Below are 21,562 nucleotides of genomic sequence, written 5' to 3' on the forward strand. Positions count from 1 at the left end.
CGACTTCGAAACGGCAGATGGACCGTGTCCGCCTTCGTCGCCTTCGCCCGCCGCAACGACCTGCTTGCGCCGCAGACGAACGGGATGGTTGCCGGCGAGAGCGTTGCTGGCGCGACGGTTGCCGACTGGGCAACGCGCGCACAGCGCGTCAACGCCCCGGCCTGAGCGGTCGGAGAAGTCGCCAATGTCCCCCCTTGAGGGGGAGATGTCGCCGAAGGCGACAGAGGGGGTCGGTACGTCCTGGCGCGACGCCCTGTGGGACGAAAGAGAAGGTTGGCGCTTCACGCGTGGCGCCCCCCTCTGTCCTGCCGGACATCTCCCCCTCAAGGGGGGAGATTACGCGCTCAGCCGCTTTCGCTTGCTAAGCCCGTGGCAGCAGCCGGCGCATGATCAGCGAGGCGTGGCCGCCCACGCCGTGTGCAGCCGGCCGGCGCTCGACGACCTCGAAGCCGTGCTTGCGATAGAAGGCGATTGCGCGGTCGTTGCCCTCGATCACTTCCAGGGCGATGCTGGGAATACCCGCATGCGCGGCAAGAACGGCATGCAGCAGGTTGGCGGCAAGACCGGTGCCGTACTCGCTTTTGTCTATATGGAGCCGCTCGAGCACGACCTCGCCCTTGTCGTCCATCGCTGCCATCGCATAACCGGCGAGCGAGCCGCCAGCCCGCTCGGCGACGAAGGACATCTTGCTGTCGTCCCTGAGCTCGGCCGCCAGCCGCTCCGGCGCGTGCCTCTCATCCGAAAGCCGTGCCGTGGTCTCGGCACCCAGGATCGGCGAATAGGTGTAGCGCCAGGACCCTCCAAGCAGCCGCGACACCGCCGGAACGTCCTGTTCGGTCATGGTTCTTATTTGGGGCATTGGCACCTCCCGGGCAGTTTATGGCACCGCAGCGTTCGCTCCGCCATCACCGCCTTACCCGCGATTTCAGCCAGCGGTCGAAGGCCACGGCGAGGATGAGGATCAGGCCGATGACGATGCTTTGCGTGTAGGACGAGACGTTGTTGAACTGCAGCCCGTTCTGCAAGACGCCGATCAGTCCTGCACCGACCACCGTGCCGCCGACGCTGCCGATGCCGCCGAACAGCGAGGTGCCGCCGATGACGACCGCCGAGATCACCGTCAGCTCGTAGCCGATGCCGGCCACGGCTTCGGAGGAGTTGAGCCGCGCCGACAAAACGAAGGCGGCGAGGCCGGCGAAGAAGCCGACGATGATGTAGACCGAGATCAGGATGCGGTCGACACGCAGGCCGGAGAGCCGTGCCGCCTCGGCATTGCCGCCGACGGCATAGACCGCGCGGCCGTAACGTGTGTAGCGCAGCACGATATGGCATAGGATCGCGGCAATCGCGAAGATGATCGCCGGCACCGGAACCGGGCCGATCAGGCCGGTACCGAACCAGCGCATCGAGGCGTCGAAGCCGGAGATCGGGCCGCCATTGGAAATCGTCAAGGTCAGGCCGCGAAACACGGTGAGGCCGCCGAGCGTGACGACGAAGGGCGGCACCTTCAGCCTGGTGATGGCAAAGCCCTGGACGCCGCCGGCCACGGCGCCAACGACGACGGCGGCGAGAAGGGCGGCGAACCAGCCATAGCCTTGCGTGCCCGACGTCGACAGCGACAGCGTGTTGGCGGTGCCGCCCTTGGCCACCACCGCCGCGACCATGCCGCAGAAGGCGAGCAGCGAGCCGACCGACAGGTCGATGCCGGCGGTAAGGATAACGAAGGTCATGCCGAGCGCGATCAGCCCGGTGATCGAGATCTGGCGCATGATGTTGAACAGGTTGATCGGGTCGATGAAGCTCGGCTTCAGCACGGTGAAGACGACAATCAGCAACGCCAGGAACATCAGCGGGCCGAAGCTCATCAGCAGGCGCGCAATATTGACGCCGCCGCGCTGGCTCCGTTCGGTCGTGCTGGTCATTGCGTTGCTTCCTGCTTCTGGTCGAGCGCCATCAGTTCCATCAGTTTCTCCTCGGTCGCCTCGATACCGGGCATCTCGCCGGTAATGCGCCCGCGTCGCATGGTGACGATCCTGTCCGACACCGCAAGCACTTCGGGCAGCTCGGACGAGATCATCATGATGGCGATGCCGCGCGCCGCGAGCTCCACCAGGATCTGGTGCACTTCCGCCTTGGCGCCGACATCGACGCCGCGCGTCGGTTCATCGACGATCAGCACCTTGGGGTCGCGTGCCAGCCAGCGGGCAAGGATGACCTTCTGCTGGTTGCCGCCGGACAGTCCCTCGATCGCCTGCTCGGGCGAGGCCATGCGGATCGACAGCGTCTTCCTATAGTTCGCCAGCGCCTCGCGCTCTCGCCGCTCGGCCATGAAGCCGACATTGGAGTAGCGGTCGAGCGCGGCGATCGAGAAATTGGTGAGGATGGCGAGTGCTGCGAAGATTGCCTGGTGCTTGCGGTCTTCCGGAACCAGCCCGATGCCGAGCTCGATGGCGTCGGCGGGTGAGGCGGGCGCGATCGGCTTGCCGTCGAGCATGATGGTGCCGGCTGCAATGCGGTCGGCGCCGAAGATGGCGCGGGCGAGCTCGGTGCGGCCGGAGCCGACGAGCCCGGCGACGCCGAGGATTTCGCCCGCCTTGAGGTCGAGATCGACGCCTTCGAGCACGATCGCGTGCGGCGCCTGCGGATCGCGCACCGTGCGCAGGCCGCGCACCGAGAGCCGGACGTCGCCGGCGACGTCGCGCTGCGTCGGCCTGGCATAGAGCTCGGAAGCGGCGCGGCCGACCATCTTCTCGATGATCTTCGGCAGTTTGATCGGCCCGCCTTCGCGGTCGAGATGGCCGGCCAGCCTGCCGTCGCGCAGCACCGTCATGCGGTCGCAGATCGCCGAGGCCTCCTCCAGCCGGTGGGTGACGAACATGATGGCGACGCCATCCTTGCGCAGCCGGTCCATGATCGACATCAGCCTGTGCACTTCGGTTTCGGTCAGCGCCGAGGTCGGCTCGTCCATGATGATCAAGCGGCTCTTCAGCGATAGCGCGCGGGCGATCTCGACCAGCTGCTGCTCGGCCACCGACAGCGCCGACACCGGCGTCGCCGGGTCGAGGTCGAGGCCGACGCGAGAGATGATCGCGCGCGAATCTTCCTCCATCTTCCGCCAACTGACCAGCCCGAACCGGCCGAGCGGTGCGCGGCCGATGAAGATATTCTCCGCCACGGTCAGCGTCGGGATCAGGCTCAGTTCCTGGTAGATTGTGACGATGCCGTGGCGCTTGGCATCCTGCGGATTGTGCGGGCTGAATTCGACCCCATCGAAGACGATGCGGCCGCTGGACGGCGGGATCACGCCGGACAGGATCTTGAGCAGCGTCGATTTGCCGGCTCCGTTCTCGCCGAGCAGGCCGAGGATCTCGCCGGGGCCGACTTCGAGCGAAACGTCGTTCAGCGCGGTGACGCCGGCAAAGCGCTTGGTCACGCCCTCGACGGTGAGCAGGGCGGGAGAGGGCGCGATGGCGGCTGCCTTGGGCAAAGTTTGCTCCTCGATCATTCGGTTGTCACGCAAGGCTGGCGAGGCAGCGCCCCCCTCTGGCCTGCCGGCCATCTCCCCCTCAAGTGGGGAGATTGCAGCTTCATTGGCTTCGCCTCTTCTGCAAGATCGAAAACTAGCGAAAGCCGACGTGACATCCAATCTCCCCCCTTGAGGGGGAGATGGCCGGCAGGCCAGAGGGGGGTGCTGTCCCGTCGGCTTCGCCTACTTCGTCTCGCCCAGCCTCTCCGCCTTGTCGAGATTGTCCTTGCCGATGACGATCGGTGTCAAAAGCACCAGCTTTTCCTTCGGCTCGGTCTTGTCCCTGGCGTAGGCGACGGCGATCTGCACGGCGGTGCGCGACTGCTCGCCGGGGAACTGCTCGACCGTGCCGGCCAGCTTGCCGTCGCGCACGGCGACCAGCGCTTCGGGAAGCGCGTCGAAGCCGTAGATCTTGACGTCGGTGAAGTTGCGCGCCGCGCAGGCTTCAACCGCGCCAAGCGCCATGTCGTCATTGGCGCAGATGATCGCGTCGGGCTTGCCGTTGGCGGCAAGGCCGGCCTCGGTGACGGACAGCGCCTCGGCGCGGGCGAAGTTGGCGGTCTGCTCGAAGATGATCTGGTACTTGTCCTTCATGGGATCGAGGACGTTGTGCACGCCCTTGTTACGGTCGATCGCCGGGCCGGCGCCGGGCTGGCCCTGCAAATGGAAGATCTTGGCGCCGTTCGGGAATGCCGCCACCATGGCCTGCGCTTCGGCCTCGCCGCCCTTGACGTTATCGGCGCCGACATGGGCGAGGATGCCCTCGACGCCCTCAACGCGGCGATCAATGGTGACGACGGGAACGCCGGCCTTCACCGCTTCTTCGATGGCCGGGGCCAGCGCGTTGACGTCAAGCGGCGAGATGACGATGGCGTTGACCTTCTGCACCAGCGCCGCCTCGATATCGGCGGTCTGCTTGGGCGCCGAGTTCTGGCCGTCGCTCTCGATCAGGTTGACGCCTTGCGCCTGAGCTTCCGCCTTGATCTGGTTCAGCATGTGCACGAAGAACGGAAAGCCGAGGCTCGGCACCGAACCAAGGATGGTCAGCTTGTCCTGGGCAAAAGCCAGTTGCGGAGCGGCCAGCGCCAAAGCGCCCATCGCCGCCGACGACAGCAGGAATTCACGTCTGTTGATCAATTTAGTCTCCTCCCAGATGAGCGCACGACCCCTAAACCGGAAGGGGTTTTCCGGAAGGTTCCTTGCGTCGATTCAAAAATGGAGTGTCCTTCGAGCGCCCAACTCGTGTTTGAAGGGACGCAACGGCGCTCCAGCCGGTCCACCGCGACGTTCTCCTCCGCTCGGTGCCTGCCGGCGGATGCTAGCCAAGGCCGGAGCTTTGCGCAAGAACGGGAGCAGGCAAGACCTACCGATCGATCATCACCATGGTGCGCTCGCCGTAGCGCGGCCCGGCGACCTTTCCCGGCGCCAGCGCGTCGTCGAGCACTTGCATCTCGGCTGGGTCCAGCCTGATCGAAGCCGCGGCGACGTTCTCCTCGAGGTATTTTCTGCGCTTGGTGCCGGGGATCGGCACGATGTCGATGCCGAAGCCGCTCCCCTTGTGGAGCAGCCAGGCCAGCGCGATCTGACCAGGCTTGACGCGCTTGGCGGCGGCGATGTCGAGTACCGTGGCCGCCGCCTGCATGTTGGCGTCATAGTTGGCGCCCTGGTAGCGCGGATCGCCGCGCCGGTAATCGCCCTCCGGATAATCTTCGGCGCGCCTGACGTCGCCGGTGAGAAAGCCGCGGCCGAGCGGCGAGAACGGCACCAGGCCGATGCCGAGCTCTTTCAGCAGCGGAATGATCTCCGGTTCCAGATTGCGCTCCCATAGCGAGTATTCGCTCTGCACGGCCGACACCGGATGCACGGCATGCGCCCGGCGGATATTGGCGGCGCCGGCTTCAGAGAGGCCGAAGAAGCGGACCTTGCCCTGAGCGATCAGCTCGCCGACAGCGCCCGCCACATCCTCGATCGGGACCGCCGGATCGACGCGGTGCTGATAGAGGAGGTCGACGTGGTCGGTGGCGAGCCTCCTCAGCGAACCTTCCAAAGCCTCGCGGATATGTTCGGGCCGGCTGTCGCGCTCGGTGCCGACTTGCTTGCCGTTTTCGATGCGAAAGCCGAATTTCGTCGCGATCGTCACCTCATCGCGCCGGCCCTTCAGCGCGCGGCCGAGCAGTTCCTCGTTAGCGTACGGCCCGTAGACTTCCGCAGTGTCGAGGAAGGTGCAGCCGAGTTCGATGGCGCGGTGCAGCGTGGCGGTCGATTCCGCCTCGTCGGCCGGGCCATAGGACTGGCTCATGCCCATGCAGCCGAGACCGATTGCCGAGACTTGCAGCCCCTGGCTGCCGAGTTTGCGCATCGTCAATGTCATGTGAAGCTCTCCGGATCAGCATCGCGTTCCAAGCCGCCAGGGCAATATAGCGCACCGGCTCGGTTTCCACAGAGCGGGAGGCGCCACCGCGCGCGGCTCGCAGCGACCGCCAAATTGACAGCCGACACGCTCTCGGCCATCCTTAAGGCACGCCGCCTTGCGGCTTGTGCGTGAGTAACCAGCATGGCCAGTTCCGTCGCCAGTCAGAAATCCAAGCGCGCCGCGGTGCGGAACGCGCTCGACCGCCACAAGGTGTACATCACTGCGCAGCGTTTTTCGGCCGGCAGCTACAGCGCGCGGGTGCTGGTCGACGGCGAGGCCTATTGGGTCGACGAATTCCGGCTCAGCCAGCTGCAGCAGGGCCTGTCGCCGGCCGAGCTCGAATTGACGCCGGCCACCGACGATTGAGCGGCGTGACCTGCCATCCTTCGTCATCCCAGGGCGGAGCAGGAGCTAAGCGACGTCGCGGAGACCCTGGGATCCATGCCGTGACATTGGAGCGCCGCTGCGATGGGATTTTGATGCCGCGCTCGTTGCTTTTGCCCACCACCCGCGCCTAGTCCATGCCAGCTCCTTCGAAGCTCAAGGCTTATCGCGCCAAGCGCGAGTTCACGAGGACGCCGGAACCAGCCGGCGGTCTGGTTGCCGGTGAGGGCAATCGTTTCGTTGTCCACAAGCATCACGCCACCGCCGATCACTACGATCTGCGCCTGCAGGTCGGCGACGTGCTGAAGAGCTGGGCGGTGCCGCGCGGCCCGTCGCTCAACCCCGCCGACAAACGGCTGGCGGTCGAGACCGAGGACCATCCGCTCGAGTATATCGACTTCGAAGGTGTCATTCCCGAAGGCGAATATGGCGGCGGGCCGATGATCGTCTGGGACACCGGCGTCTGGGCGCCGATGGACGATGTCGAGAAGAGCCTGCGCACCGGTTCCTTCAAGTTCCGCCTCGCCGGCGAAAAGCTGAATGGCGGCTGGATGCTGACGCGGCTGAAACCGAAGCCCGGCGAGGATGAGGGCAAGAAGAACTGGCTGCTGTTCAAGGAGCGCGATCTCGCCGCCGACGCCAAGCTCGACATACTGGAAGCCCGCCCGGAAAGCGTCAAATCCGGACGCCGCATCGAGGAGCTGGTGGCAACGCCGAAGCCTGCCGCCAAACCTGCCAGGCCGGTGGTGCTGAAACCCGGCGCTTTGCCGGGCGCCGTCAAGGCGCCGCCGCCTTCCCGGATCGAGCCGCAGCTGACTACGCAGGTTCCGAAGCCGCCGGGCGGCGATGAGCCAGCGGCCCGAACGGGCGAAGTCTGGCTGCACGAGATCAAATTCGATGGCTACCGCACCATGGCGCATCTCGCTAGCGGCGCAGTCAGGCTGATCACCCGCGCCGGCCTCGACTGGACGAAGCGTTATGGCGACCTGCCGCTTGCATTCGCCAGGCTGCCGTGCCGCGAGGCGATCATCGACGGCGAGGTCGTCGCGCTGGACGCCAAGGGCATCAGCCGCTTTGCCCTTTTGCAAGACGCGCTGGCCGAAGGCGCCGGCAACAAGCTCCACTTCTACGCCTTCGATCTTCTGTATCTCGACGGCTGGGACCTGAGACAAGCGCCGCTCCGCCGGCGCAAGGCGCTGCTTTCGCAATTGCTGTCCGGTCTCGGCGCCAATTCGGCCATCCAGCTCAGCGATCATGTCGAAGGAGACGGCCAAGCACTTTATGACCAGGCATCCGAGATGGGGCTCGAGGGTGTCGTCTCCAAGCGCGCCACGGCAATCTACCAGAGCGGCCGTACCAAGACCTGGACCAAGACCAAGGCGCTTCAGACCGGCGACTTCGTCATCGCCGGCTACACTGTCTCCGACGCGGCCGAGGGGCTGGCCGCACTCGGCCTCGGCGAATTCGAGGATGGCGAATTGCACTATCGCGGCAAGGTCGGCACCGGCTTCGATGCGAGGACCGCCGGCGAATTGCTGGCCAGGCTGGAGCCGCTAAGGGCGGGTGCATCCGCGCCCGAAGGGGTTCCCCGCGAAATCATGCGCGAGATGAACTGGGTGCGGCCGCTGCTTTCGGCGCATATCCACTACGCCAACCGGACCACCGACAATGCGCTGCGCCATGCCGTGTTCCGCGGCCTGCGCGACGTCGGCCTGTCGACGCCGGTTTCGGCCAAGCGCAAGCGGCTGATCGCCGAGGCCGACCTCGCCACCATCTGGGTGACCAACCCGACGCGACGGCTGTTCGGCAAGACCGGCCCGACCAAGCTCGACATTGCCGTCTATTACGCGCTGGTCGGCGATTTCATGCTGCCGCACATTCTCGGCCGGCCGGTGTCGCTGGTGCGCTGCCCGACCGGCAGGCCGCAGGACTGTTTCTTCCAGCGCCACGCCTTCACCGGCATGCCGTCCTCTGTGGCGACTTTCGAAGCGACCAATTCGGAGGGCGAGACCAAATCCTATCTCTCGGTGGAAGACGCCAAGGGCTATCTGGCGCTGGCGCAGTTCGGTGTCGTCGAGTTCCACACCTGGGGCACCCATCGCACGCGGCTCGACAAGCCGGACCTGATCGTTTTCGACCTCGACCCGGGCGAGGGGATCGCCTGGCGCGAGGTGGTTGAGGCGGCGGTGCACATTAAGGGCGAGCTGGAAGCGCTAGGGCTGGTGCCGTTCGCCAAGACGTCCGGCGGCCACGGCATCCACATATCAGTGCCGGTGACGCAAAAGCAGAACTGGAAGAAATTGCACCAGGCGACCAGCGCCATCTCGACGCATCTTGCCGCCACCGCGCCCGACACTTTCACCACCACCATGGGCAAGGATAACCGCAAGCGGCGCATCTTCATCGATTATCACCGCAATGCGCGCGGCCACACTTCTGCGGCTCCCTATTCGCTGCGCGCCCGCACCAATTTGCCGGCCTCGACGCCGGTGAGCTGGAGTGATCTGGAATCCATCGACGCTCCGCAGGATCTGAATTATTCGTCGCTGCCGGGCCTGCTGGCGACGTCGGGCGATCCCTGGGCCGACATGGAAGATTTCGCCAGGGATTTGCCGGCGTTTTCGAACAAGTAAACGCAACGGCGCGAAATGACATCCGTCGCGATCCTTCGCGCCCCCCTCTGTCCTGCCGGACATCTCCCCCACAAGGAGGGAGATTGGACGTCGCCTCGGCTTTCGCAAATCGCCAACGTCGCAGGATTGAGCGGAGCGCTGAAGCTGCCGATCTCCCCCCAAGTGGGGGAGATGTCCGGTAGGACAGAGGGGGGCGCTGTCCCGCCGGCATCTGCACCCTGCGAGCCGCCCCATCTAGACTCCATCGACGCTCCAGAAAATTTGAATTATTCTTCCCGCCGGGTCCCACCGCCGACCCCTCAGCCGAGATGGAAGATTTCGCTAGGGATTTGCCGGTATTGTAAGGGGCAATGTAGGATTTCGGCAGTCCCGTTCGTCCTCCGGACGAATGAACGCTGCGAACAGTTCGACAGCACAAGGCCGCGTAGGAGTATTTCATGGCGCCCAGGGCAAGTTGGAAAGGTTACCTCAAGCTCAGTCTGGTCAGCTGTCCGGTCCGGCTCTATCCGGCGACCAGCGCCAGCGAGCGCATCAGCTTCAACCAGCTGCACAAGAAGACGCACAACCGCATCAACATGAAGCCGGTCGACCCCGAACTCGGGCTGGTCGAGCGTTCAGACCTGGTCAAGGGCTACGAATACGAGGACAAGCAGTACATCATCATCGAGGACTCCGATCTCGATGCGGTACGCATCGAATCCAATCATACGATGAACATAGAGGCCTTTGTCGACGAGCATTCGGTCGACGTCATCTATCAGGACGCGCCCTATTACCTGGCGCCGGACGGCGCAATGGCCGAGGAGACCTTCGCCGTGCTGCGCGAAGCCATGCGCAAATCCGGCAAGCTGGCGATCGCCCGCCTGGTGCTGTCCAGCCGCGAGCGCGTGGTGACGATCGGCGCGCGCGAGAACGGCATGTTCGTCTGCACCTTGAGGAATCCGAACGAAGTGCGTGCCACGGCTGAGTATTTCGGCAATATCCCGGCCGGAAACCCCGATCCCGAAATGCTGCAATTGGCCGAGGCGCTGATCAAGCAGAAGGAAACCACCTTCGAACCGAAGAATTACGAGGACCGCTACGAGATCGCGCTGATGGCGATGATCCGCGAGAAGCTGAAGGGCCATAAGCCGATCATCGCGGCGGCCCCCGAGCGCGGCAATGTCATCAATCTCATGGATGCGCTGAAGGCGAGCCTGTCCCAATCGGCCAAGCCGCCGGCCAAGTCCAAGAGCAAGGCCGATGAGGCGACGAAACCGGCAGCCAAAGCAAAGTCCGCCAAGGGCGGCGCCAAGGAAAACCCGCTCAAGGCCAATCTGCTGCAGGCCGTCGGTAAGAGCAAAGGGTGACGGCGCCCACTGGCACGATCTTCGGCACTATCGGCGCGCTCGCGGCGTTTCCGCTTCGCATGGCGGCGCGCGAGGTCGCGCGCCGGCAGGGCCAATTGCGGCGCGGAGTCACCAGACGGACCACCCATGTGGTATTCGGGCGGACGTTCCTCGCCAAGGCCGATGATGCCGAGATTGAGCGCCGCGTCGTCACCGAGCGCGCGGCCGGGCGCAAGCTGGTCAGCGAGAACGGCTTCCTGCGCCTGCTCGGCCTGATGAAAGCGCCGGAGGCTTCGGCGCTGTCGCGGCAGTCGCTGATCGACCAGTCGCGGCTGACCGGCGAGGATCTCGACCTTTTGTCGCTGTTCGATGCCTTCGAGCATGATTGCGAACCGTATTCCTTTCGCGACCTGATCCTCGCCCGCAAATATGCCGGGCTGGTTGCCGGCGGCGCCTCATGGGGGGCGATTGCGCGCTCGGTGCACCGGTCGGGCCCGGTCGCCTCGCTCACCGCCAAGTCGCTCGCCGTCGGCTCACAGCATGGGCGGGCCGATGCGATCTATCTCGAGGGCGGCCAGAGCGAACTCGACGGCCAGCTGCTGTTCGATCTGGGAACGCAGGATGACGACACGCTGGAAGAGCTGTTCGCCGATGCCGAGGCGGCGGAAGGGGCTGAAGACCACGAGCAGGCGGCGGCGCTCTACCGGCGCTGCCTGGTCATCGACCCAAGCGATGCCATCGCCGCTTTCAACCGCGCCAACTGCCTGCGCGCCGCCGGCCACGCGGCCGAGGCGGCGCACGACTATGCCCGCGCGATAAAGCTCGATCCCGGCTTCGTAGAGGCCTGGTTCAATCTCGCCGGGCTGATGAGCGAAGAGGGGCGGGCGGCGTCGGCGCGCCGGCATTTGCTCAAGGCGATCGCATTGGACGCTGATTATGCCGATGCGGTATTCAACCTTGCCAGGCTGGAGTTCGACACCGGCAATCTCGCCGAGGCGCGGCGTCGCTGGGTGCGCTATCTCGAGCTCGACGCCAATTCCGAATGGGCGCGCATGGCGGCCAAGGGGATACAGTTCGTGGATTTGCAGCTGGCGCAAAAGTCGGCAGGGTGAGGTAGTAGCGCCTCCTTCTCCCCTTGTGGGAGAAGGTGGATCGGCGCGCGGCGCCGAGACGGTTGAGGGGTGTTGGAAGAAATGAGGCGTCGGCGTTCCCTGGAACACCCCTCATCCGACCGAGCTTCGCTCGGCCACCTTCTCCCACAAGGGGAGAAGGTGTCACCAGCGTTGGAGTCCCCATGACAACCTTCCTCTTCGACGGTCCCGACACCGCCCCAATCACCATCCTACTCGCCCACGGCGCCGGGGCGCCGATGGACTCGGCCTCGATGACCGCCACCGCCAAGGCGCTGGCCGAGGCCGGCTTCCGCGTTGCGCGCTTTGAATTCCACTACATGGCGGCTCGCCGCTACGGCCACCGCAAGCCGCCGCCGCGCGCCGAGACGGTTAACCCGGAATACGTCAAGGCGATCGCCGACCTCCGGGCGAAGGGCGTGAAGGGTCCGCTGATCATCGGCGGCAAGTCGATGGGCGGACGCGTCGCTTCGATGATCGCCGACGAGATGTTTTCGAAGGGCGAGATCTCGGGCCTGCTCTGCCTTGGCTATCCCTTCCATCCGCCGGGGAAACCGACGCAGCTTCGGACAAAGCACCTCGCCGATCTCAAGACGCCGACATTGATCTTCCAAGGCACGCGCGACGAGTTCGGGACCAAAGACGAGGTCGCGACCTATGCTTTGTCCGACGCGATCGAGATCTTCTGGCTGGAAGACGGCGACCATGATCTGAAGCCGCGCAAAAACATCTCCGGCTTCTCCACCGCCGATCATCTGAAGACGCTCGCTGATGCGGTGAAGGCGTGGACCGAACGCATCGTGCGTTGAAGCAGGCCGATGAAGATCGCCACCTTCAACGTCAACAACATCAACAGTCGGCTGCCGAACCTGCTCGCATGGCTGGCTGCCACCAAACCCGACATCGCCTGCCTGCAGGAGCTCAAGGCCAGACAGACGCAGTTTCCGCGCACTGTGCTGGCGGCCGCCGGCTACGGCGCAGTTTGGGTCGGGCAGCCGACCTGGAACGGCGTCGCCATCCTTTCGCGTGGCGCAGAACCCGTTCTGACCCGCGAGGCGCTGCCCGGCGACGACAGTGACCAGCAGGCGCGCTACATCGAGGCAGCGGTCAACGGCATCGTCGTCGCCTGCCTCTACGCGCCGAACGGCAATCCGCAGCCCGGCCCGAAATTCCGGTACAAGCTGGCCTGGCACGAGAGGCTGGAGGCGCATGCGGCGCAGTTGCTCGACACCGGCCTGCCGGTGGTACTGGCGGGCGACTACAACATCGTGCCCGAGCCGCGCGACATCTACCCGACCCGCTCCTATGACGACAACGCGCTGGTCCAGCCGGAAAGCCGCGCATCGTTCCAGCGGCTGGTCGACCAGGGCTGGCTTGACGCGCTGCGCAAGAAGCACCCGAACGAGACGCTCTACACATTCTGGGACTATCGCCGCAACCGCTGGCCGCGCGATGCCGGCCTGCGCCTCGACCATATCTTGCTCAGCAAGAAGCTGTCGCGCCGGCTGGTAGCGGCGGGCATCGACCGCGACGTGCGCGGCGAGACCGGCGCCAGCGATCACGCGCCGGTCTGGGTGGAGTTGAAGTGAGGCACGGAGTCTGGCGCCGCCTTTCCGGGCGGCAACCAGTCAGGTTGGCCGCGCCGCTTCGCGGGCGAACGCTTCGGCATGCCGGCAACCCTCGACGATCTCGAAGGCCATCTGATGGTCGGCTTCCGCTCGTCGCGGACCGGCGAGGTCATGCCGCTCGAATTCACCGTCGGCGGCGCGTTGCGCTATGTCAGCCTGCCCAACCGGGTGACGGTCAACGGCTCCGACACCATGGCGGAGCTGGCGCGTCTCGGCTTCGGCCTGGTGCAGGCGCCGCACTACCGCTTCGCCGGGGATTTCGCACGCGGCACGCTTGTCGAAGTGCTGCCGGATTACCCGCCGTCGCCGACACCGCTGTCGGCGCTCTACCCGCAGAACCGCCAGCTGGCGCCACGGGTACGCGTGTTCATCGACTGGGTGACCGGGATTTTTGGCGAGGATGGGACATCGGGCCGGGTGTGATCGTCCGGGCCGCCGGCTACTTTGCGAAGGGCGATCGGACGAGATAACATCGCGCTTGGGTTTAGTGACAAGCGCACCGCCGGCGCTATGCCGTGACGGGCGGATTGGGTGAGGACAAAAGCTGCGCTCTCGCTGCGTTCGCGTCGTAGGGCCGGCAAACTGCAAGAGATCGCCGACATCGTTGCGCTGATCGAAGCGAGGGAAGCCGAGAGCCGATGGTGCGCGGAAAGTACAAAAAAATTGCCTCACCTTCACGATGGAAAATTCGGACAGTTAGCCGACAACTCGGCCCATGCTCGATCCAATTCGAGTTTCGATTGGGTCTTTTCAATGCTTTTCGCGGTAGCGTTGTCGATGAAGTTGCTTTCGACCCGCATGACTCGAAAATTTCCACCTGACGGCCGCTGATAGAGAACAATATAGCCGCAGTAACGATCGATGTTTTCAAATTTCGCCGCTATGTCGACTGCGGCATAAACGCCAGGAAAGGCAGCGTTCGCCGGGTCCTTCAACCACGTGAATTTGAGTGGCCGGCGCTCGCGCACAGCGCCGGCCTGAGAATGAAAATGTTTACTTTGCTCCACGAAGGCGTTCGATGGGATCGAAGCTTTGGCGGTATCAGTTTTCATTTCGTATGCCCGCCCATATTCTTGGTTATCGAGCGAAAGGAAATAGTGACCAACCGTTTCCGTTGCATCTCGAACCGCGTCCTCCGAGGGCGTCCACTCTTGCGATTGTGCGGGTAGGATCGCGACCAACACCGAAGTCACGATCGCAAGGAAAGCTACGGCTGCATGTGTCATGGTAATTTCTTCGCAGGAGCTTGCCACGAATGCAATCCGGTCACGGCCGATAGCCAGAATTTCGAACTGACCCACATCCCAATGGCGCGCTATGTTAGCGCTGCTGCAAGCGGATTGTCACATATCTCGAACTCCAGCCACTTGCGGTTGCCCGTGCGCGCCATCGCGGCCCTGATCCTTGATCGGCTCCGCCCTCGTGCTATAAAAAACCATGTCAGGGACCAGCCCCGCGGCCGCTGCGCCGCTCATCGTGATTGACCTTCAGACCGGCATGTTCGACGGTGTCGCCGAACCGCCGATCCATGATGCCGACGGCATGGTTGCCCGCACCCGCGCGCTGATCGAATGGGCACGGCGCAGCGGGCGCAAGATCGCCTTCATCAGGCATGACGGCCCGCAGGGCGATCCTCTGGCGCCGGGTGGGCCGGGCTGGTCGGTGTGGCCGGCGCTCGGCCAGGCCGAGGACGAGCCGACTTTCGCCAAGCGTGTCGGCGATGCGTTCAGCAATGCCGCCCTTGCAGAATGGGTGGCCGGGCAGGGCGCCGGCGAGGTCGTTCTGATCGGCGCGCAGACCGATTTCTGCGTGGCGGCCACGGTGAAGGGCGCCTTTGCAGCGGGCCTGGGCGTCACCGTGGTTTCCGACGCCCACAGCACGCTCGACGCCGCCAGCGAGACCGCCGCGGAGATCATCGCCCGACACAATGCGGCATTTGCCGCCGCCGGGGTCAAACTGGCGACGACAAAAGCCCTGACCGATAGCTGATCCGCCGGCTCATCCCTACGCCGTCAAAGCCTGATCCAGCCGGGAAGCAACTGGCGGGTTCAGACAATTTGGCGCGGGGCGCCTCACTACTGCGGGCTTCCGCCGGCGCGGCCTATCGCGTATTGGCGCGGGAACGCTCCTTTGGCCTTTCCCGGAAAACCATGATTCGTCTCGAAAGCATCAGCAAGCAGAACGGCCGTCAGATTGTCTTCATCGAAGCCTCCGCCGCCTTGCAGAAGGGCGAGAAGGTCGGGCTGGTCGGCCCCAACGGCGCCGGCAAGACGACGCTGTTTCGCATGATCAACGGCGAGGAGCAGCCCGACGAGGGCCAGGTCTCCGTCGATCGCGGCGTCACCATCGGCTATTTCAGCCAGGATGTCGGCGACATGGAGGGCCGCAGTGCGGTGGCCGAAGTGATGGACGGCGCCGGGCCGGTCAGCGAAGTGGCGGCCGAGATGCGCGAGCTCGAGCACGCCATGGGCGACCCTGACCAAGCCGACCAGATGGACGAGATCATCGCCCGCTACGGCGAGGCGCAGCACCGCTTCGAGGAGCTCGACGGCTACGCGCTGGACGGGCGCGCCCGCGAGGTGCTGGACGGCCTTGGCTTCAGCCAGGAGATGATGGACGGCGACGTCGGCAAGCTGTCCGGCGGCTGGAAAATGCGCGTGGCACTGGCCAGGATCCTTCTGATGCGGCCCGACGCCATGCTGCTCGACGAGCCGAGCAACCATCTCGACCTCGAAAGCCTGATCTGGCTGGAGCAGTTCCTGAAGAACTATGACGGCGCGCTGCTGATGACCTCGCACGACCGCGAGTTCATGAACCGCATCGTCAACAAGGTGGTCGAGATCGACGGCGGTTCGCTGACCGCCTACTCCGGCAACTACGAATTCTACCAGCAGCAGCGGGCGATTGCCGACCGGCAGCAGCAGGCGCAGTTCGAGCGCCAGCAGGCGATGCTGGCCAAGGAGATCGCCTTCATCGAGCGCTTCAAGGCGCGGGCTTCACATGCCGCCCAGGTACAGAGCCGGGTGAAGAAGCTGGACAAGATCGACCGGGTCGAGCCGCCCAAGCGCCGCCAGAAGGTATCGTTCGACTTCCAGCCGGCGCCGCGCTGCGGCGAGGACGTGGTGACGCTGAAGAACGTGCACAAGGGCTATGGCAGCCGCTCGATCTACGAGGGATTGGATTTTCAGGTGCGCCGCCGCGAGCGCTGGTGCATCATGGGCGTCAACGGCGCCGGCAAGTCGACGCTGCTGAAGCTGGTCGCTGGCGCTTCCGAGCCGGACAATGGCACGGTGGCGCGCGGGCCCAGCGTCAAGATGGGCTATTTCGCCCAGCACGCCATGGAAGTGCTGGAGGGCGAGCGCACCGTGTTCCAGACGCTGGAAGATGCATTTCCGCAGGCCGGCCAGGCGCCGCTCAGGGCGCTGGCCGGCTGCTTCGGCTTTTCCGGCGACGAGATCGAGAAGAAATGCCGCGTGCTGTCGGGCGGCGAGAAGGCGCGGCTGGTGATGGCGCTGATGCTGTTCGATCCGCCCAATTTGCTGGTGCTGGACGAGCCGACCAACCACCTCGACATCGCCACCAAGGAGATGCTGATCACGGCACTGTCGCAGTACGAGGGAACCATGCTGTTCGTCTCGCACGACCGCCATTTCCTGGCGGCGCTGTCGAACCGGGTGCTGGAACTGACGCCCGAGGGGATCCACACCTATGGCGGCGGCTATACGGAGTATGTCGAGCGCACCGGGCAGGAGGCGCCGGGGTTGCGGAGCTGAGGCCGGCTCTGCCGCTCACGGTCACGTAGACGCTCGATTCCGGAAGCCAAGCACGAGGTGCTCAGCCATGTATCGCAATTTCGCGCAGCGGATCGCCGCCGTCGATGAACAGCCGGCCTTGCGCGGTCAACGCCGCCTTGAGCCGTCGCAGGGCAATTTTTCCTGCTTCGGGATGACGCCCGTCCAGCGCGCCGACGCGCACCGCAACGGCAATGTCGAAGTGCTTCTCATCGGCTTCCAACTCGAAATCCTCGATGGCGACCTGGCGAAGGCTCAGCCGGCCTGCCGCAATCTCGGCGCGCGAGGCGGCCCCGGCCTGCGCGATGGCCTTGGCCGAGCGGTCGATCGCCAGCACGTGCCCACCGCCGATCCGGCGCGCGATCTCGCGCGCTGCAGCACCCGGTCCGCAGCCGATCTCCAGCACTCGCATGCCCTGCCGCAAGGGCAGCGCATTGACGATCTCCAAAAGCCTTGGCGACAAGTCGTTCGCCATACGCTCTTCTCCAGCTTTTTCGCAATCCGAGATTAGCGACCGCGGCCGGCGACGGGAAGGCCGACAGACGCGGGCATCGCCGATGTGTTCAGCTGGTATGTTCAGTTGGGTGCTGCTTGAGCAGGGGCATGATCGACATCGAAGAGGTCGATCCGGTCTCGACCGCGGGCGACCGGGCGGGCCCGAGCGGCCCGGCGTCGTTGACCTGAGGGGTAGGGAGGGAACTGGCGCCGAGCCTAACCGGTTGGGGGGTAGATCACCGGCCGTTTATGTGTATACGCTCAAGCTAATATAAGAGCAAGCTAATGTTTTGCGTCAGCGATGTTGGACGATTGTTCTGATCAATGGCCGGTTGTGGCTTCCTGCCGCGCCCTCCAACCCGGCCAAACACCGCTTATTGCCTTCAAGTCCTGGCTCCAATGCTGTACCCCGGCCCGAAATTCAAGGAGCCTGCGATGACCTCACATCCCGACATCCCCGACGCCAGCATGGCGCTCGATGCGGCCGGCGTGGCAGCCGATGACCGGCGCGCTCGCGAGGCGGATGCCGCATGGCGGGACGATGTTCGCGAGGGCGTGCGGCATGTAGGCGATCTGGATTCGCTGCCGCTGTCGCCAGCCGAGCGGGCGGCGGCCGAAGCCGCGGCCACGCGCCACAAGGTTCGCATTCCCAAGGCCTATCTAGACCTGATCGACTGGAACGACCCCGCCGATCCGATACGGCTTCAGGTCATCCCGTCGCCCGACGAACTGGCAGAGCAGGAGGGCGAACTCGACGATCCGATCGCCGACCACGCCTTCAGTCCCGTGCCTAGATTGACGCATCGACATGCCGACCGGGTTCTGTTGTTCCCGACCTATCAATGCGCGGTCTATTGCCGGTTCTGCTTTCGCAAGGAGCAGCTGACGTCGATCGGCCGCGGTTATACGCGCGAAGCTCTCGACGAAGCCTTCGCCTATATCGCGGTCCATCCGGAAATCCGCGAGGTGATCCTGACCGGCGGCGACCCGCTATCGCTGCCGGATAGGGCGCTGGCGGAAACCCGCGCCCGTGTCGAGGCGATCCAGCATGTGCGGCTGTTGCGCATCCACACTCGCGTACCCGTCGCGCTGCCGTCGCGCGTCACCGGCGGGTTGATTCAAGCCTTGCAGGGCCGGCTGATGGTCACTGTCGTCACCCATTTCAACCATCCACGCGAAATCACGGAGGCGACCGAGCGGGCCTGCCGCACGTTGCGGCAGGGCGGCTTCGTGCTGCTGAACCAGAGCGTTCTGCTGAAAGGCGTGAACGATACGGTCGAGGTGCTGGAAGAGCTGTGCCGCGAGCTGATGTATCGCCTTGGCGTCAAACCCTATTATCTGCACCACGGCGATCTCGTGCGCGGCATGGCGCACCGGCGCACCACGATCGCCGAGGGCCAGGCGCTGGTCAGCGCCTTGCGTGCGCGCCTGTCGGGCATCTGCAATCCCGTCTACGTGCTGGACCTGCCGGACGGCGGAGGGAAAGTCCCGCTCGGCCCGTCCCATCTTGAGGCACGGGAAGGGGAGACGTGGCGAATACGTGGGCTTGATGGGGCGGTGAGGGGTTATGGAGAGCTGGTTGGGGAGGGAGGGACGCGCAGCCGCCGTCCAAGCCAGCCCACCTTGGTGACCTGACATGCAGCCCTTGATCACGGAAGCATGCGTTAACTGCTGTTCTATTTGGTGCTTGCGCAATTGCTGAAATAGTGAAAACGTTGGTCCGGGGTAATGGGTTAGGGGAGTTCGTCCCGGCTATAGCGAGTTTCGGGGCGGCGCAGAAAAGTCATGAACTTTCCACAGTTCCTGGTGGGGCTGACCACCACATCGTCCATCGTGGCGATCTCGACTTACCTTGCGACGGGTTCAATCTGGAAGACGCTGGCCTGGACGATCTTGACCTTGATCGTCATGCAGGTTGGATATTTCCTATTCGTCGTCCGGTTGATCTACGGATCCGGGGCGAAAAGCGCGGAGGCAAAGCCGCGGCGTCTGAGGGCTGTGCCGCCGAACCGTCGAGGTCGCGTTCAGCTTATGTAGTAATGTCCCATATAGATATCATGGTCTAGACAGGACATGTTCGGTTCTGGGAATGTGCATTGGACGTTCCGCTAGTTTAGTCAACTAATATATATCGCCCAACTCATATCGTCGTTTTTGGGCTAGTGGGAAAACCTGCCTGCTGTTTGTACGACAGTGCCTAAGGCCACATTTTACAACCGGCTGGCAAGCTCCCTTTTGTTGATGCCAGCTTAAATCCGGCTGGTGTTTTCGATGGGCCGTTGAGGCTATAAAGCCGTTCAACCGGGCGGCATCGAGATGCATTTCGGCCGGTCGAGAGGGTTGTGGTGATCGACGGAACGCCGAATGTGATCTTGCTGATCGGTAGCGCCCCCGATGTCGTGCGCTGCGCCGCCTGACCCAAGCAGGCCTTCGGCAAGATCGTCGCCATCAACAACGCCTGGCGCGTGCGCCCCGACTGGGATTTCCTCGTCCATGCCGGCGATTTCCCGGCGGAGCGGATGCCGCAAGGCGGTCCCCTGCAGCAGGCGCAGATCTTCAGCGCCTCGCATTACGTGCCGGCGCAAAACAGCTTTGGCGGCTTCGTCTATGCCGGCGGCACCATGTCGATGACGGCGGCCTACTGGACGATCCACAGTCAGAAGCCGGACGTGCTGGCATTCCTTGGCTGCGACATGATCTACGACCAGCCCGGCAACACGCATTTTTACGGCGTCGGCCGCGCCGATCCGCTGCGCAACGACGTCACCCTGCGCAACCTCGAGGCGAAGTCGGCCCGCCTGCTCATCCATGCGCTTCGGCGCGGCTGCCTGTGCGTCAACCTATCCGACCTGCCGCGCAGCCGGCTGGTCTTCCCGCGGCTGACGCTCGATGAACTCGGCGCGCTTTCTCCCTCGCGAATATCGGAAATGAAGGCGCAGATGCTTGCCGGCCTGCGGCTCGATCAGGCGGAGGAGGCCGACAGGATCGAGAAGGAACTCGGCTATCTCTTCGAGGACGGCATGTACTGGAAGCACCTCGACAAACTCGACGAGAAATTCCTGGCCAACATCGACCGGCTGTGGATGGCGGCGGTGAAGGCGAGCTTGAGCAGTCGGCCGAAGCTGCCGATCTCCCCTACAAGGCGGGAGATCGGCGCGTCATCCGCTTAGCTTTTGGCCGCCGCGAGCTTGTCTTGCGTCTTGGTCTCGAAATCGCTGGCGTCATGGCGCTCGTGCAGCTGCCTCGAAGGCTCGCCGAAGGTGCGGTTGACCATGCGGCCGCGCTTGACCGCCGGCCGCGCGTCGATGGCGTCGGCCCAGCGCTGCACGTTCTTGTACTGCTCCACCTGCAGGAACTCGCCGGAATCGTCATACATACGGCCCTTGGCCAGCCCGCCATACCAGGGCCACACCGCAATGTCGGCAATCGTATAGTCGCTGCCGCCTAAATACTCGCTTTCGGCGAGGCGTCGGTCGAGCACATCCATCTGCCGCTTGGTTTCCATGGCGAAGCGGTCGATGGCATATTCGATCTTCGTCGGCGCATAGGCGTAGAAATGGCCGAATCCGCCACCGAGATAGGGCGCCGAGCCCATCTGCCAGAACAGCCATGACAGGGTCTCGGCGCGAGCCGGCTGCTCCGTCGGCAGGAATTCGCCGAATTTTTCGGCGAGGTAGAGCAGGATCGAGCCGGATTCGAAGATGCGGACCGGCTTTTTCCCACTGCGATCCATCATGGCCGGGATCTTCGAGTTGGGGTTGACCTCGACGAAGCCGCTGCCGAACTGGTCGCCGTCGTTGATCCTGATAAGCCAGGCGTCGTATTCGGCGCCGCTGTGGCCGAGCGCCAGAAGTTCCTCCAGCATGATCGTCACCTTGACGCCGTTCGGTGTCGCCAGCGAATAAAGCTGCAGCGGATGCTTGCCGACCGGCAGTTTCTTGTCATGCGTCGGGCCGGCGGTCGGCCGGTTGATGCTGGCGAAAGCGCCGCCATTTGCCTTGTTCCAGGTCCAGACTTTTGGCGGCGTGTATTGGTCCGTTGCGTAGTCGTTCATTTGGGAGGCCTTTGGAAGGGTTGGGTTGGGAGGATATCAGATGTCAACGTGGGTGATGGCGGAGGAACTTTGCATAGGGCAGCTTGGGATAGCCGTAGGTACAGATAGGGCTGCCGGCGCTATTGCAAAACCCCGGCGCGAACGGCGCGGCGCCGGTCCACGCCAAAGCCGGCGCCGCCT

Annotated in this window: 20 protein-coding genes and 1 pseudogene; 13 read left to right on the forward strand and 8 right to left on the reverse strand. The window is 64.4% G+C overall.

All coding sequences use genetic code 11. The features are described from left to right. Positions 1-24: 24 nt before the first annotated feature. Positions 25-165 (forward strand): hypothetical protein, encoded by a 141-nt coding sequence (locus tag NKJ28_RS29535; protein ID WP_352638105.1) that lies wholly within the window; start codon positions 25-27, stop codon positions 163-165. 196 nt (positions 166-361) lie between these two features. On the opposite strand, the gene NKJ28_RS29540 is transcribed toward NKJ28_RS29535, so the two are convergent. From NKJ28_RS29540 to NKJ28_RS29560, 5 genes are all read right to left on the reverse strand, one after another. Next, on the reverse strand, positions 362-859 hold the full coding sequence (locus NKJ28_RS29540; protein WP_352638106.1) for a GNAT family N-acetyltransferase: 498 nt from the start codon (positions 857-859) through the stop codon (positions 362-364). A gap of 46 nt (positions 860-905) precedes the next feature. Next, on the reverse strand, positions 906-1,922 hold the full coding sequence (locus tag NKJ28_RS29545) for an ABC transporter permease (RefSeq protein ID WP_352453856.1): 1,017 nt from the start codon (positions 1,920-1,922) through the stop codon (positions 906-908). Further along, a complete protein-coding gene (locus tag NKJ28_RS29550; protein ID WP_502898198.1) occupies positions 1,919-3,487 on the reverse strand; it encodes a sugar ABC transporter ATP-binding protein in 1,569 nt (522 codons plus the stop codon). Before NKJ28_RS29550 ends, NKJ28_RS29545 begins: the two co-directional genes overlap by 4 nt. A gap of 222 nt (positions 3,488-3,709) precedes the next feature. After that, positions 3,710-4,660 (reverse strand): substrate-binding domain-containing protein, encoded by a 951-nt coding sequence (locus NKJ28_RS29555; RefSeq protein ID WP_352467966.1) that lies wholly within the window; start codon positions 4,658-4,660, stop codon positions 3,710-3,712. A 229-nt stretch (positions 4,661-4,889) separates the two neighbouring features. Next, entirely contained in the window at positions 4,890-5,897 is a 1,008-nt protein-coding gene (locus NKJ28_RS29560; RefSeq protein ID WP_352638108.1) for an aldo/keto reductase, read from the reverse strand. Between the two features lie 183 nt (positions 5,898-6,080). Between NKJ28_RS29560 and NKJ28_RS29565 the strand changes: the two genes are divergently transcribed. The 7 genes and pseudogenes from NKJ28_RS29565 to NKJ28_RS29595 all read left to right on the forward strand — a co-directional run. Continuing rightward, positions 6,081-6,305, forward strand: a complete 225-nt coding sequence (locus NKJ28_RS29565; protein ID WP_023675682.1) for a hypothetical protein — start codon at positions 6,081-6,083, stop codon at positions 6,303-6,305. Between the two features lie 155 nt (positions 6,306-6,460). Continuing rightward, positions 6,461-8,956, forward strand: coding sequence for a DNA ligase D (ligD, locus tag NKJ28_RS29570; RefSeq protein WP_352638109.1), 2,496 nt, complete (start codon positions 6,461-6,463; stop codon positions 8,954-8,956). A gap of 437 nt (positions 8,957-9,393) precedes the next feature. Further along, a complete protein-coding gene (gene ku / locus NKJ28_RS29575; protein WP_352638110.1) occupies positions 9,394-10,305 on the forward strand; it encodes a non-homologous end joining protein Ku in 912 nt (303 codons plus the stop codon). Between the two features lie 59 nt (positions 10,306-10,364). Then, positions 10,365-11,396 carry a tetratricopeptide repeat protein gene (locus NKJ28_RS29580; RefSeq protein ID WP_352638131.1) on the forward strand — a complete coding sequence of 344 codons (1,032 nt, stop codon included), beginning with the start codon at positions 10,365-10,367 and terminating at the stop codon, positions 11,394-11,396. Between the two features lie 182 nt (positions 11,397-11,578). Then, entirely contained in the window at positions 11,579-12,223 is a 645-nt protein-coding gene (locus tag NKJ28_RS29585) for an alpha/beta hydrolase family protein (protein ID WP_352638111.1), read from the forward strand. A 9-nt stretch (positions 12,224-12,232) separates the two neighbouring features. Next, positions 12,233-13,003, forward strand: coding sequence for an exodeoxyribonuclease III (locus tag NKJ28_RS29590; protein WP_352638112.1), 771 nt, complete (start codon positions 12,233-12,235; stop codon positions 13,001-13,003). A gap of 66 nt (positions 13,004-13,069) precedes the next feature. Next, a pseudogene (locus NKJ28_RS29595) lies at positions 13,070-13,465 on the forward strand (LysR substrate-binding domain-containing protein); the annotation flags it as partial. A 251-nt stretch (positions 13,466-13,716) separates the two neighbouring features. On the opposite strand, the gene NKJ28_RS29600 reads toward NKJ28_RS29595, so the two are convergent. Beyond that, the gene (locus NKJ28_RS29600; protein ID WP_352638113.1) at positions 13,717-14,268 is read right to left on the reverse strand and encodes a DUF4019 domain-containing protein; all 552 of its coding nucleotides are present in this window, start codon (positions 14,266-14,268) and stop codon (positions 13,717-13,719) included. 211 nt (positions 14,269-14,479) lie between these two features. Between NKJ28_RS29600 and NKJ28_RS29605 the strand changes: the two genes are divergently transcribed. Both NKJ28_RS29605 and NKJ28_RS29610 read left to right on the forward strand, forming a co-directional pair. Continuing rightward, positions 14,480-15,031, forward strand: a complete 552-nt coding sequence (locus tag NKJ28_RS29605; RefSeq protein ID WP_352638114.1) for an isochorismatase family protein — start codon at positions 14,480-14,482, stop codon at positions 15,029-15,031. Positions 15,032-15,192: 161 nt separating this feature from the next. Continuing rightward, a complete protein-coding gene (locus NKJ28_RS29610; RefSeq protein ID WP_352472101.1) occupies positions 15,193-16,815 on the forward strand; it encodes an ABC-F family ATP-binding cassette domain-containing protein in 1,623 nt (540 codons plus the stop codon). Positions 16,816-16,876: 61 nt separating this feature from the next. Here NKJ28_RS29610 and NKJ28_RS29615 read toward each other — a convergent pair whose 3' ends face one another. Continuing rightward, a complete protein-coding gene (locus NKJ28_RS29615) occupies positions 16,877-17,308 on the reverse strand; it encodes an SAM-dependent methyltransferase (protein WP_352453694.1) in 432 nt (143 codons plus the stop codon). Between the two features lie 488 nt (positions 17,309-17,796). On the opposite strand from NKJ28_RS29615, the gene NKJ28_RS29620 reads away from it, so the two are divergent. From NKJ28_RS29620 to NKJ28_RS29630, 3 genes are all read left to right on the forward strand, one after another. Continuing rightward, a complete protein-coding gene (locus tag NKJ28_RS29620; RefSeq protein WP_502894501.1) occupies positions 17,797-18,963 on the forward strand; it encodes a KamA family radical SAM protein in 1,167 nt (388 codons plus the stop codon). A 150-nt stretch (positions 18,964-19,113) separates the two neighbouring features. Continuing rightward, on the forward strand, positions 19,114-19,365 hold the full coding sequence (locus NKJ28_RS29625) for an exopolysaccharide production repressor protein (protein ID WP_023675695.1): 252 nt from the start codon (positions 19,114-19,116) through the stop codon (positions 19,363-19,365). Between the two features lie 428 nt (positions 19,366-19,793). Continuing rightward, on the forward strand, positions 19,794-20,498 hold the full coding sequence (locus tag NKJ28_RS29630) for a hypothetical protein (protein WP_352638117.1): 705 nt from the start codon (positions 19,794-19,796) through the stop codon (positions 20,496-20,498). Here NKJ28_RS29630 and yghU read toward each other — a convergent pair. Further along, on the reverse strand, positions 20,495-21,382 hold the full coding sequence (yghU, locus tag NKJ28_RS29635) for a glutathione-dependent disulfide-bond oxidoreductase (RefSeq protein ID WP_352638119.1): 888 nt from the start codon (positions 21,380-21,382) through the stop codon (positions 20,495-20,497). The two genes, NKJ28_RS29630 and yghU, sit on opposite strands and share 4 nt — an antisense overlap. Positions 21,383-21,562: the final 180 nt, after the last annotated feature.

The organism is Mesorhizobium sp. M0145, from assembly GCF_040322355.1.
In the GTDB taxonomy this organism is placed as follows: Bacteria; Pseudomonadota; Alphaproteobacteria; order Rhizobiales; family Rhizobiaceae; genus Mesorhizobium.